Consider the following 12,178-nt stretch of genomic DNA (forward strand, 5'->3'; position numbering starts at 1 on the left):
GGTGACCGGCTCCTAGCGTCCGGCGAGTGCGTTCCTCCGCTCGTCGCAGCGACGACTCCGACGTCATCCGCGCTCGGCTGCGTGCGCTGCTGGCCGAGGAGCCGCAGCGAGCCGGCTGGGTGCCGGGGGAGGAGGACGACGTCCGCGCCCGGCACGCCCCGTGGGCGGCGGAGCAGGACGACGTCCGCCCGCGACCCGTCCGCTGGGCGGACGAGCAGGACGCCCCTCATGGCGGCGGTGTCCGGGCCGCCCGGTGGCCGGGACGGGAGGACGGCGTCAGCGCCAGGAGCCCGCGGACCGCCCGCTCGGCGGAGGAGCAGGACGACACCTCTGCCCGGAGCCCCCGAGCCGTCCGCTGGGCGGACGAGGACGACACCGATGAGCTCTACGACGTGGCCGACCTGCCGCGGGACGACGCCGCACTGCCCGCCGGCCTGGGCCGCCACCGCGCCCCCGGTCGGACGGCCAGGCTCGACCCGGGCCGACCGGGAGCGTGGACGCTGTGGGTCGTCGCCGTCCTCGCCGCGGTGGTGGTCGTGGGCTGGACGTGGGCGGATCGGCCGGCGGTGGAGCAGGTGCCCACCTCGACCTCGTCGAGCGTCCCGGCCGGCGACACGACCGCGGCGGCCGAGCCGACGGAGGACGCGGCAGCCCCGGTGGAGACCGGGACGGTGGTCGTCTCCGTGGTCGGGCAGGTCGCCGCTCCCGGTCTGGTGACGCTGCCGGCCGGCGCCCGGGTGGCCGATGCGCTCGCCGCCGCCGGTGGGCTCCTGCCGACGGCCGATCCGGCGTCGGTGAACGCCGCGGCCGTGGTCACCGACGGCGAGCAGATCGCCATCGGCGTCCCCGGCGTCGCCGCGCCCGCCGCCGCGGGATCAGCCGCACCAGGGGGTCCGCTGGACCTGAACTCCGCCACCGTGACCGATCTCGACGCGCTGCCGGGCATCGGCCCGGTGCTGGCCCAGCGGATCGTGGACCACCGCACCGCGCAGGGCCCGTTCACCAGCGTCGAGCAGCTGGACGACGTCAGCGGCATCGGTCCGGCGATCTACGCCGAGCTGGCCGAGCGGGTCCGGGTCTGACGGTGCCCACCCGTCCAGCAGCGGCACGAGCGCCGGGGCGGCCGGTCCACCGGGTCCGCGCACCCGGGCGGTGGTCGTGGGTCGACCTGCGCCTGGTGCCGGTGGCGGTGACCGTCTGGCTGCTGACGCTGGCCGCGCCGTACCTGGACGTGCGGCTGCTGCTCGTGCTGGCCGGTGGCTCCGCGCTCGGGGCGGCCGCGGTCCTGTCCGGCGGCCGTGGCCGGGCGGGCGCATCGGTGACGGTGGCCTGTCTCGCCGCGCTCACCGTGACCGGCGGGTTGGCGGCGGCCCGCGCCCAGGACCGGCTGGACTCGCCGTTGACCGGGCTGGCCGGCCGGGTCGTCGAGGTCCGGCTCGAGCTGGACGACGACCCGCGCGTGCTGACGGCCGCCGGCGGGCCCCGGGCGCTGGTCCGGGGGAGCGTGACAGCGGTCGAGGACCGCGCCGCGGACGGGGACGACGTCCTTCTGTTCGGGCCGGCCGACGAGTGGACGGGGCTGCTGCCCGGCCAGACGGTCCGGCTGCGGGCGGCGGTCCGGGCAGCCGGGCCGGCGGACGGCGTGGTGGCCGTGCTGTCGGCGCGCTCGCCCCCGGAGGCGGTCGGGAGCCCGGGCGGGGGACAGCTGGCCGCCGGCTCGCTGCGCAGCGGGCTGGTCGCCTCGGCGGCCCGGACGCTGCCGGCACGCCCCGCCGGGCTGCTGCCGGGTCTGGTGGTGGGTGACACCAGCGCGATGGACCCCGAGCTCACCGCGGAGTTCCGGCGGGCCGGCCTGGCACACCTGACGGCGGTCTCCGGCGCGAACGTCAGTTAGGCAGGTAGCTTGACGCGCATGACCAGCACGATGCCCCGGCAGCGTCCGGCCTCCCGTGACGCTGCCGCAGTCCGCGCCGTCATCTACACCCGCGTGTCCTCAGACCCCAACGAGCGGGGCCGGTCCGTCAGTGAGCAGGAGGACGAGTGCCGCGCGGTGTGCCAGCGGGAGGGCTGGCAGGTGGTGGCCGTCTACAGCGACAACGACCGGTCAGCCAGCCGCTACGCCACCAAGGCGCGCCCGCAGTACAAGCGGGTCATCGCCGCCGTGGACGCGGGCGAGGCGGACGTGCTGGTCACCTGGGAGGCCAGCCGGGCGCAGCGTGACCTGACCGCCTACGCCAGCCTCCGGGACCTGTGTGAGCGACGCGGGGTGCTGCTGTCCTACAGCGGGCGCACCTACGACATGACCGACGCTGACGACCGGTTCGGCACCGGCCTCGATGCTCTACTGGCTGAGCGCGAGTCCGACCAGACCAGGAAGCGGGTGCTGCGCGCGGTGCGTGCCAACGCGGAGAAGGGTCGCCCCCACGGCAGGCTGCTGTACGGCTACCGGCGCGAGTACGACCCGGCTACCCGCGAGCTGATCGGGCAGGTCCCGGACCCGGTGACTAGCGAGGTCGTGAAGGAGGCCGCCCGCCGGGTGCTGGCGGGGGAGACGCCCTACGCGGTCGCCCAGGATCTCGACCGGCGCGGCGTCCCCACCCCGCGCGGGGGTGCTGGCTGGGACCTCACGCAGGTGAAGCGGCTGTGCGTCAACCCCGGGTACGCGGGCAAGCGGGTGCACCAGGGCCGCGTCGTAGGTGACGCGGCCTGGCCGCCGCTGGTGGACGAGGCCACGCACCTGAGCCTGGTGGCCAAGCTGTCCGACCCGAGCCGGCGCTCCCAGCGGGACTCAGCGGTGAAGCACCTGCTGTCCGGCATCGCCGTCTGCGGTGTCTGTGGTGGCCGCCTCCGGGTGCAGAAGAACCGTGGCTTCCTGGCCTACCTGTGCACGGACGGCTTCCACGTCAGCCGCCTTGAGGAGAAGGTGGACGAGCTGGTCCAGGGCGTCACCGTGGCCCGCTTGCAGAGGCCCGACGTCCTGGCGGTGCTGGCCGACGACGGGGACGAGACGGTGGCTACGGCTCTGGCCGAGGCGCGCGAGAAGCGCGCACGCCTGGACGGCTTCTACGACGCGGCTGCCTCCGGCGAGCTGACGCCTGCGGCTCTGGCCCGCATCGAGGCGCGGCTGCTGCCGGAGATCGATGAGGCTGAGCGGCGGGCGCAGCGGGCCACGGTCCCGGCCGTGGTGGCGGGGACCGCCGGGCCGGACGCGGCGGCACGATGGGCGGAGCTGACGCTGCCGCAGCGCCGGGAGGTCATCGACACCCTGATGACCGTGCGCGTGCACCCCACCGGTCGGGGCGTCCGGACCTTCCGTCCTGAGGACGTGGAGATCGTCTGGAAGGGGGCCGTGGGGTGATCAGGCGGTCCGTAGCGGACGTCACTGCTCCTGGGGTGCGCGGTCTGGGCAAGTCCCTGACCAGCTAGGTAGCTTGGGCAACGGCCGAGCTGTCCACCGGCAGCCCGACTGACCGCCCGCAGGAAGACCCTGCGTGCATAGCTCCCGCGTGGGGCTGGTCCACCTCCGGTGGGTCCAAGGACCGCCGCTCATGCGCCGTCCCCTGTCCCCTGAGACCGCCGAGGCGCGCAGCCGCCTGGGCCTGTCCGTCCGGTACCAAGGCCCTGAGTCGGAGGCCGCCCAGCAGGCGCGCCGAGACCTCAAGGCCGCCAAGCTGGCCGACCACATCAAGCGGGTCGTCGATGCTGCGCCGCCGCTGACCAGCGAGCAGCGGAGCCGCCTCGCTGGCCTCCTGACTCCCGCGAGGCAGCAGCGGGGCCAGCAGCAGTGACCACCCCAGCGCCTCCTGGTCCCCGGAGCAGCGCGCTGGTGCACGTTCGGCTCACAAGCCCGGCGTTCGCCCTACAGTGCTGGGCAGGGCAGCTAGTGGGGAAGACCCACCCCGCGAGCAGCCCACACTTTCCCCTCGGGAGGAACTGCGGTGGCCCACGGGCTGCCGGGGACCGAGGGGCCTACCCGTCAGGGAGGCCCCACCGTGCCCATCCGTAACCAGCCGCCCGAGATCCGCGCCGCAGTCGGCCGCGTCATGCTCGCCGCCCGCCGTCACGGTGATGACTCCGCACAGGCTCTGGCTGCCAAGCAGCACCTGCGCTGCGCGGTCCTGGCCCGTGACATCAGGGCCTCGCTCAGCGCGGGCCTCCTGACCGGTGACCACCGGCGCGAGTTGGCGGCGATCCTGGCGGACGCGCGGTGACCGACCGAAGCGGCCCGGCCCCCGGTGAGACGGGGAACCGGGCCGGTACCGACGCTGCTGCTGCCACCACGCGAGTCCGCTGCGCCGTCAGCGACGGTACCGGCCCGGCTGACGCACACGCTGCCGCAGACACCGCGCTGGCGGCCGTAGCGGAGCACGTGTCTGCCCACGCGGCCTGCGGTCCACCTGCCATCCGGCTGGCCAGCGGCCTGGCGCTGCTGGGGCCGCTGGTCCGCGCCGGTGCCGTGGACGCGGTGCGTGCGCGCATGGTCGCGGTCCTCACCGCCGAGGTCGCCGGCATCGCCCGGCCGGAGGCGGAGGAGGCGGTGCGCCGCGCCGAGCTGATCCACCGGAGGTCTGCCCGGTGACCGGCCCGCAGCCACGCAGCAAGCAGTCCGTCCGCGCCGCCTGGCGGCAGGCCATCTTCGGCGCGCCCCGGCTGACCCCTGCCGAGCGACTGGCGTGCCTGGCGCTCGCGGAGCACATGAATCCCCGGGGGGTGGTGCAGGTCAACCGCCAGGTGCTCGCGGACCTGCTGCGCCTGAGCAACAAGCAGCGGGTCACCGACCGCCTGCTCGCCGCCTGCACCGCCGGGTACCTGTCCAAGCTGGACGGGGGGAGCAACGGCCGCCCGGCCCGCTACCAGGCCATGATCCCGCGCGCCGAGAGGACTTGGCTGGCGGACCAGCAGGGGGCCTCCGAGCAGGTACCCCCAACCGGGGTACCTGTGGAGGAACAGGTAACGGGTGCCGGGGTACCTGGTTTGGGGTACCTGCCACCTGCGGATTCGCCGGTGGCAGGTACCCCCAACAGGGGTACCAATACCCGCGCGCGACTACTGACGGACACCAGCGCGGGCAGTGCGCCAGCCCTGCTGACCGCAGGCCAGGACGCACCAGCGTCTGCCGCCGACGAGGATCTCGCCGTTCGTCCGCGCGCCGCGCGTCAGCGCGGTGATGAGCAGCCGGACCACCAAGGCACCGGCGGGACGGCCATGGAGCTGGAGGCCACCAGCAGCGGCCCGTGCCCGTGGCACTCCGCCAACAAGCAGACGATCGGCTTGGACGGGGCGACCGTCTGCTCCGGATGCGCGTGGGCGAGTACGGCCCAGCTCCAGACGAGGCCGTGGCGATGACCGCCGACTTGGCCGCCTGGCCCGTGGGCATCGAGGGATGGCCTAGTGCCCCCGGCGACTCCTCCCTCGGCCCTCTCGCCCTGTCGCGCCCGCTGTCGTCCGCTGCCCGGCACCTGTGGAGGCAGCACCCAGCCCGCCGTGCGGGGGCGGCGACGGGGCACGGCACCACCCCCACGGCACGGGAGGGGGTGCACCCCCTCCCGGTGGCCGTACGCGGACCCGGCGTCCCCGCCCGTGTGCTGACGTCCACGGCACCCCGCGCCGTCCCGTGCGCGGCACAGCAGGGTGGGGACAGTTGCGCTGGGGAGCATGGGGCAAAGCCCAGCCAGGGCGCAGCTACGGCAGTCCAGGCAGGCCACCGGCACGACACCCGCACGCACAAGCGCGGACACCGCAGGAAGCCCAGGCCAAGGCCCAGACCGCGTCCCACAGGCAGCCAGCTACCCAGCCAGACGGGACAGGACAGCGCGCGACGGCGCGCAGCCGCAGCGTCGCTGCTCCGAACGCGACGACGTCTCAGTCAGCGGACAGCGGACAGCGGACAGCGGACAGCGGACAGCGGACAGCGGACAGCGGACCGACACATCGCGGGACTGCTGCACCGCCGACGTCCCGATGACCGAGCGCCAGCAGCGCCTGCAGTGGTCCGACAGCCAGCAACGGAGTGCGCCGCCGTCCAGGCGGACACGGACGGCACGAGCCTCGCGCCGTCCCCACCGCAGTCCCGCAGCACCCCACCGCAGCGGCATGCAGGGGGCCGCCAGCGGCGGGAGTGGCCCAGCCAGCGCGACCCTGTGGACGGGCCTGGGGAAAAGTTGGGGACAGGGGCCGCCCTGCCCCCGCGCCGTTCAGGCAGGCCACCCCACCCGACGAGCTGAAACACCTGAGCCGAGCAGTGACTGACCGAAGGGAGCATCGATGAGCGGCGAGACGGCAGGGGACCAGCCGCCCGAGGGCACGGGGCCGGAGGGCCGCCGCCTGTGGGACGCCATCACAGCCGAGTACGAGCTGGAGGAGCATGAGCTGGCGCTGCTGCGTCAGGCCGTGCGGGTGGCGGACACCTGCGCAGACCTCCAGGCGATGCTGGACCGTGACGGCCTGATGTTGGGGGACCACATCCACCCCGCCAGCGTGGAGCTGCGCCAGCAGCGCCTCCTGCTGGGGCGGCTCATCGTCGCCCTGCGGGTGCCCCTGGGGGAGCAGGACGGCGGGGAGACCGCTCCCCGCACGCAGTACCGGGGCATGCGGGGTCCCTACGCGCCGCGCGGCCTGCACGCCGTGGACGGTGACCGGTGAAGCGCCGCGAGGCTGCCGGGCGCGGCTGGCCGCCGCCGGAGCTGCTGGCGTTCGTCCCGGCGGACTGGCCAGATGCGGAGCCGTTCCCACGGGTTCCGGGTGACCGGCTACCGCCCTCTGTGGCCCGCGAGCTGCGGGCGTGGGCGCGGTGGCGGCAGGCGCGGGAGGCCTGGTGTGAGCAGGGTGGCCGGTGGCCGTCCGGCGAGGTCGCGCGGTGGGCCGAGGAGTGGGCAGTCCGTCCCGGCGCGGTCCGGGCTGCCGTAGGTGGTGACCTGTGAGCCCGCGTGCAGGCCACCCGCGACCGGGGGAGGAGTGGCCAGAGGTGTGGAGCGGCCCGGGGCTGGTCTGGCCGCTGGCTCCTGGCCGTGTGCGGGCTGCGCAGGCTGCCTACGCGCGCCTTGGTGCAGCGGTCGCCTCAGCCGGTTCCACGCCATGCCGGTCCGCTGCGCGGCCCGATGCCTGGCATGAGGACGTGGGGGCTGAGGGCGCGGCCAGCCTGTGCGCAGGGTGCCCGGTGCTGGCCGAGTGCCGGGCGTACGCGGTGGCGGCACGCGAGCCGCATGGCGTGTGGGGTGGCCTGACCTGGAGCGACCGTCGCCGCCTGGCGGTGCGCCGCCGTGCGGAGGTGGCCGCTGCCGTCTGACCGCAGAGACAGCGCCAGTGGCTGGCGCGCCGGGAGCAACCGGCGAAGGGTGAGCGCCCGCACCGAGTGGGCGCACCCGCCACCGTCTCCCACCGGAGGCCAGAGCATGAGCAGCACCAACGCCGCCCGCGACGTCAGCGACAGCGGCCCGACAGCCGGTCCGGGCACCACGGGCACCCATGGCACCCCCATCCCTCGGTCTGCGCCGACTCGAAGGACTGCCGGTCTCGCGCGTCAGCCAGTGCCCCGGCGGGTGGTCCCCGCCGCCGACGTGGCCGGGGCCTACGCGCTGGACCTCGGCGCGGGCGGGGTCCTCCTGACCAGCCCGCTGGCGATGCAGGACGTGCTGGCTGCCCTGGACGGCGCGATCCGGGCGCAGCGGGGCACCGGCGTGCAGGTACGCCCGGAGGTCGCTGATCTGCGGGACACCCTGGCCCGGCGGGTGGACGCCTACCGAGACGAGGCAGCTCAGCGCCGCACACGGCAGTCGGCACTGCCGCAGCTCGTGAAGCAGGCACCGTGGGACGCAGCCGAGCAGATGACCGTGAAGGACGCGGCGCACCTACTCGGCGTGCAGGAGCGGCAGGTGCGCAACCTCGCCCACTCCGGCCAGCTCGGCGGCCGCAAGGTCGGCGGGGCCTGGTTGCTGGACGCCCGCGCGGTCACCGTGGCCGCCGAGGACAGGAAGGAGAGCACGCGATGAGCACCATCCCGCTGGTGGACGAGCTGGGCGGCACTGACGCACTCGGGTCGGTCTACGAGACCGCCGAGCTGCGCGCGGCCCGGGCGTTGCAGCCGTTGTACGAGGATGCCCTGCGCCGGGCCGGGCAGCCGGTGCGCACGGCCGCTGACGTGGCCGCCGAGCGCGCCGCCGTGCAGCAGCGCGCCGAGCAGACCGCGCGCCGCAACGCTGCCCACCGCGCGGAGATCGCCGCCGCCGCTGCCAGCGTGCTGGGGGTGACCCGGTGACCGTGCGCGCCAGCGCGATGGTCCAGCGCCTCGCCGCCGAGGCGGGGGTGGACCTGGCCGCCGTGACCGGCACAGGTGAGGGCGGCCGGGTCCGCGCCCAGGACGTCCGTGCAGCCGCCCGGGCACACGTCCCGGAGGCCCAGCCTCAGGACCCCCCGCAGCGTCCGGCCCCGACCACGCTGACGGCCATCGGCCTCGACGGCCGTCCGATCGTGCAGCCCTGGCTGGCGGCTGAGAACGCCACCGTCGCGTGCGACGCGGACGTGCGGGACCTGGCCGGTGGCCGGGGCGTGCGCCTGCGCCACGTGCGCGGGAGCGGCCCCGCTGGTGCGGTCACCGCTGCTGACGTGCTGGCCGTGGCCCGGCGGCAGGACACCGAGCGGGCGGCGGCGCAGGCCGTGGCCTACCCAGAGCCGAAGCCCGAGCCCGACCCACGGATCAGCTTCACCGCCTCCGGCATCCCGGTGTCCATGCTGTCCGAGGTCCCGCCGTCCGTGCGCCGCGCTCTGGCCGCCGCGCCGGACCACGCCGCCGCCTACGCACTGGTGCAGACCTACGGGCGGCTGGGGGACGACGAGGCCGCCGCACTGCTGAGGTCCGACCGCGCCGTGTCCGCCCTCCACGGGGGCGCGGGGCTGGCAGGGGTCAGCGTCCCCGGCTGGGACTGACCACAGACCGGGACGGCGTGCCCACCCGGACGCGGCTGGGTCATCCCAGCCGGGGCGCGCCTTCCCTGGTCCTGGCCGTCGCAGCGCGGTGCTGATCTCCCACCGCGTCCACGGCCAGGACGGCGAGCTAGCCGGGGGCGGGTCCTCCCTGTGTCCCGCTTCCGGCTGGCTTTCGCACGACTACCGATCTCGCAGCCAGTCCTCGTCCGGGTCCGAGTCGTTCTCGACCGCGAGCGGCTCCAACTCCACCTGGTCAGGAAAGGCGAACTCGTCAAGCTCGTCGCGCTCAATATCCAGGCCGCACACGAAGCACATGAATGTCACGGGGTGGGCGGTCCGAGCGACAAACTTCGCGCCGCTCTGTTCGTCTCGCAGCACGTCGCCCATCTCGACGCCGCAGTAGAGCCACCCTCGCTGATTGCAGACTGGGCATGTTTGTGGCTGGTCTACCTCAGAGTCGAGCGCCACATTGTGACCACTCAGAGAAGCGAGGATAATTGTGCGAGCGGTTTCATCGAGATCACCGAGCAGTGTGGCGAGGCGAGCCCGCGCCGCCGCTTGCTTGGCTGCCACTATGCGGCGGCGCTGGGTCATTGCCTCGCTCAGCAGCTCGGACGCTAGTGCGGCCAGGTCTTCGCCCCAGAAGGTTCGAGCGGACTCGGCCTTGACGGTCAGCGCGCTGTCCACGTAGCGGAGCATCGTGAGCATCGCGGTATGGAGTTCACTAGGGTCGACGAGGCCCATATGAGCGGCGGCGTTGCGCACTTGGAACACAATCGAATCGGGTTCCTTACGCCAAGCCAGGCCGGGGTACAAGTGAGTAGCCGTCGCTACGGCCTCGGCAGCGGAGATGGTCCGCACTTCGGTGGCTGGCTTACTGGCCAGGTGGCCATTATCAGTCAGGTGGAGCAGCGTGTCGCGGTCGCCTCGCTCAGTGAGAAGAGGGGGGGCCGTGGCTGCAACTAGGCTCTTGCTCAGCAGCTCGACCGCACAGCCCACTGAGATTGCGGTGAGCTGTGCTGCGTCGGGGTCGGCTGGACCAAATGTGGACAGCGCGCGACGAGCGTGGACGGTCCCTGAGACCCATAGGTGCCTGGACAGTGACTGATTGCGATAGGTGAACAGCCGCCCAACGGGCCAGCTAGAGCCGGTTCGAGCCCGAGAGCTGTGGCCAGCCTCGCCGCCGGGATCTTGAGTCATTCGCTCGCCTCGTTGGGCGACATTGCGGCTGCCCCTGTTGGGCGACGCCTGACGCCGTGCTTGTCCAGGATGTTGCGGACCGCTGAGTGAGAGCGGTCGCTCAGCTCCGCCAGCTCACGCAGGGACCGCCCAGCGGAGTAGCCGTCGAGGATGAACCGCTCGACGCGCGCCTGTACCGCCGGGTCCGGGCGCGGCACCGCAGTCCCGGCGAACTCCGCCAGCGGCCTCAGCTGCGGGCGCGGGGGATAGGGCACCGGGTCAGCGTAGGGAGCTGGGGCACCGGCAGGCGTCCCCCGGATGGGCTGGTCCCGTGTGCGGGCCAGCCCATCCGCTCAGCGCCGACCCACGAACAGGATGCCGGCGATCCGGCGCGCCATGAAGAAGATGCGCTTGAGCACCATGAGCAGGGTCAGCATCAGGTGCAGGAAGAGGGTGGTCACCAGCGCGGTCAGCCACGGGGCCAGCTTGCCGTCCACGAACAGGACGGTGGTGAACATGACGGTGAGCAGCAGCGTCGACGCCACGACCGCCCAGCAGACGTTGGCGAACAGCTGCCAGGCGTCCATCAAGGGGTCGTTGCCCGCCTCGGGGGCAGGGCGGTCTCTCTCCCGCTTCACCTGATCAAACACCAGGACGACGAGAGCGAAGAGCAGGCCGGTCAAGATCGAGATGGACGCCAGCAGTGGGTCCGGCTTGGGGGCTTGCACCCCTGTGAGCCACAGGACCGCCCCCACGGACAGCGGGATCCCGAAGAAGGTGGTGAGGTCCCCGAAGCTGAGATACGCGACGGGGCGTCCGTCCACGTCGCGTTCGGTGCTCAGCGTCTCCAGGTGAGCCCGACCCACCTCCGTCATCCTGATCTTACTGGTCAGTGCCCTGATCAGATGAATCACTGTCCGCCCCCAGTCGCCCGAACTCCGGGTCGTGATCCCACTCGTCCTTGGCCCAACCGGCGGGCAGGAGCACATCATCGCGCTTCGCCAGCTCGAGGACCCACTCGCGCGCCCGGCTGTAGAAGTAGGTGTCCGTCGGGCGACCGTCCCCCTCGTCACCGAGGAGGATGCGCATGCCGACCGGCTTCTCCCGGTCGATGATGACGTCGGTCTCCCGGCCGCCGATACGCACTCTGGCAGAGACCTCTGTCAGATCCTCGCTGCGCGGCTCAAGGACGCCGCTGTCGTTGCGGCGGTAGTTGGCTTCGCGCACCGACTTCAGCCAGCTGCCCTTGCGCGGGACAACGGACTGCATGATCTCGATGTACTCGCCCTTGACGTCCCCGACGCCTAGTGCCTCCGCGCGGTCGGGTGTCACACGGCTGCGGACGAACCGGACCTCCTCGACCTCGACGCTGTCGTCCTCCTCGTACTGGTCCCATGCCTCGGCGTGCACGATGGGCTCGAACTTGGGGGACAGCCGGGACCAGCGGCCCGTGAAGGCGCGCCGGAACCTGTCGCGGTAGACCTGGCTGAGGGTACGTAGGCCCACGGCCTCCACGATCCAGTACCCGACGACGCTGTTCTCGGGGACGACGACCAGCTGCCTGATCGCCACCCGCTCCACATGCCGGGGCTCCCGGCGGAAGTGCGGTTCGTGCGGCGCAGCGGGGTCACTCAGGGTGGATGAGAGGCCCCCACGGCCAGCGGTCATGGTGGCCCCGATGGTGCGCCCCCGCCGCTCGATCCCGGCGACTTCGCCGAAGTAGATGTCCTTGTGCGAGTCCAGCTTCTGGTCGAAGGACTCGAAGTAGGCGCTGACCGCCATCAGGGTGTCCTGGGACGGGGTCAGCGGCAGGGCGGCCAGCGGATACTTCTGCCGCTTGGCCTTCCGCCCGTACCGGTCCTCGATGGTGAACCGGAAGCCGACGAGGGAGTGACGGGCGGCCAGGACTACTCCGATCCTTGGTGCGGCCTCAGACCGGGCCACTTGCGGACCCAACCGTATCGCTCACCCCCGACAAACGCACTGATGGCGTCCTGAGCTGCAATGATGCCGTGACCCGCACCGTTGGCAGATCGTGTGCCCTGTGTCTAACTGACACTGACGGGTGCGAACGTCG

General features: G+C 73.1%; 16 protein-coding genes. 12 read left to right on the forward strand and 4 right to left on the reverse strand.

What is annotated here, in order from left to right:
* The first annotated feature begins 26 nt into the window (after window positions 1-26).
* The 12 genes from Q1A09_RS15655 (at window position 27) to Q1A09_RS15705 (ending at window position 8,922) form a co-directional block, all read left to right on the forward strand.
* Window positions 27-1,082: a ComEA family DNA-binding protein gene (locus Q1A09_RS15655; protein ID WP_299956692.1), complete on the forward strand. Its 1,056-nt coding sequence runs from the start codon at window positions 27-29 to the stop codon at window positions 1,080-1,082.
* 107 nt (window positions 1,083-1,189) lie between these two features.
* Complete coding sequence (locus tag Q1A09_RS15660) at window positions 1,190-1,894, forward strand: ComEC/Rec2 family competence protein (protein ID WP_299956695.1); 705 nt, start codon at window positions 1,190-1,192, stop codon at window positions 1,892-1,894.
* Window positions 1,895-1,912: 18 nt separating this feature from the next.
* A complete protein-coding gene (locus Q1A09_RS15665; RefSeq protein WP_299956698.1) occupies window positions 1,913-3,358 on the forward strand; it encodes a recombinase family protein in 1,446 nt (481 codons plus the stop codon).
* A 190-nt stretch (window positions 3,359-3,548) separates the two neighbouring features.
* Entirely contained in the window at window positions 3,549-3,788 is a 240-nt protein-coding gene (locus Q1A09_RS15670) for a hypothetical protein (protein ID WP_299956700.1), read from the forward strand.
* 204 nt (window positions 3,789-3,992) lie between these two features.
* The gene (locus tag Q1A09_RS15675; RefSeq protein ID WP_299956703.1) at window positions 3,993-4,211 is read left to right on the forward strand and encodes a hypothetical protein; all 219 of its coding nucleotides are present in this window, start codon (window positions 3,993-3,995) and stop codon (window positions 4,209-4,211) included.
* Window positions 4,212-4,369: 158 nt separating this feature from the next.
* Window positions 4,370-4,579: a hypothetical protein gene (locus tag Q1A09_RS15680; RefSeq protein ID WP_299956706.1), complete on the forward strand. Its 210-nt coding sequence runs from the start codon at window positions 4,370-4,372 to the stop codon at window positions 4,577-4,579.
* On the forward strand, window positions 4,576-5,346 hold the full coding sequence (locus tag Q1A09_RS15685; protein WP_299956709.1) for a hypothetical protein: 771 nt from the start codon (window positions 4,576-4,578) through the stop codon (window positions 5,344-5,346). The genes Q1A09_RS15680 and Q1A09_RS15685 overlap by 4 nt, the downstream gene beginning before the upstream one ends.
* A gap of 918 nt (window positions 5,347-6,264) precedes the next feature.
* The gene (locus tag Q1A09_RS15690; protein ID WP_299956711.1) at window positions 6,265-6,642 is read left to right on the forward strand and encodes a hypothetical protein; all 378 of its coding nucleotides are present in this window, start codon (window positions 6,265-6,267) and stop codon (window positions 6,640-6,642) included.
* 367 nt (window positions 6,643-7,009) lie between these two features.
* Complete coding sequence (locus tag Q1A09_RS22640) at window positions 7,010-7,285, forward strand: WhiB family transcriptional regulator (protein ID WP_366139797.1); 276 nt, start codon at window positions 7,010-7,012, stop codon at window positions 7,283-7,285.
* Between the two features lie 241 nt (window positions 7,286-7,526).
* Entirely contained in the window at window positions 7,527-7,988 is a 462-nt protein-coding gene (locus Q1A09_RS15695; protein WP_299956714.1) for a helix-turn-helix domain-containing protein, read from the forward strand.
* Window positions 7,985-8,254, forward strand: coding sequence for a hypothetical protein (locus Q1A09_RS15700; protein WP_299956717.1), 270 nt, complete (start codon window positions 7,985-7,987; stop codon window positions 8,252-8,254). Before Q1A09_RS15695 ends, Q1A09_RS15700 begins: the two co-directional genes overlap by 4 nt.
* On the forward strand, window positions 8,251-8,922 hold the full coding sequence (locus Q1A09_RS15705) for an E3 binding domain-containing protein (RefSeq protein WP_299956720.1): 672 nt from the start codon (window positions 8,251-8,253) through the stop codon (window positions 8,920-8,922). The genes Q1A09_RS15700 and Q1A09_RS15705 overlap by 4 nt, the downstream gene beginning before the upstream one ends.
* Before the next feature lie 180 nt (window positions 8,923-9,102).
* Here Q1A09_RS15705 and Q1A09_RS15710 read toward each other — a convergent pair whose 3' ends face one another.
* The 4 genes from Q1A09_RS15710 to Q1A09_RS15725 all read right to left on the reverse strand — a co-directional run bounded on the left by Q1A09_RS15710 (window position 9,103) and on the right by Q1A09_RS15725 (window position 12,045).
* Window positions 9,103-9,687, reverse strand: a complete 585-nt coding sequence (locus tag Q1A09_RS15710; protein ID WP_299956723.1) for a hypothetical protein — start codon at window positions 9,685-9,687, stop codon at window positions 9,103-9,105.
* Window positions 9,688-10,118: 431 nt separating this feature from the next.
* The gene (locus Q1A09_RS15715) at window positions 10,119-10,376 is read right to left on the reverse strand and encodes a helix-turn-helix domain-containing protein (protein ID WP_299956726.1); all 258 of its coding nucleotides are present in this window, start codon (window positions 10,374-10,376) and stop codon (window positions 10,119-10,121) included.
* A gap of 78 nt (window positions 10,377-10,454) precedes the next feature.
* Window positions 10,455-10,967 carry a hypothetical protein gene (locus tag Q1A09_RS15720; RefSeq protein WP_299956729.1) on the reverse strand — a complete coding sequence of 171 codons (513 nt, stop codon included), beginning with the start codon at window positions 10,965-10,967 and terminating at the stop codon, window positions 10,455-10,457.
* Window positions 10,968-10,983: 16 nt separating this feature from the next.
* Window positions 10,984-12,045: a hypothetical protein gene (locus Q1A09_RS15725; protein WP_299956731.1), complete on the reverse strand. Its 1,062-nt coding sequence runs from the start codon at window positions 12,043-12,045 to the stop codon at window positions 10,984-10,986.
* Window positions 12,046-12,178: the final 133 nt, after the last annotated feature.

Source organism: uncultured Modestobacter sp., assembly GCF_947486615.1.
In the GTDB taxonomy this organism is placed as follows: Bacteria; Actinomycetota; Actinomycetes; order Mycobacteriales; family Geodermatophilaceae; genus Modestobacter.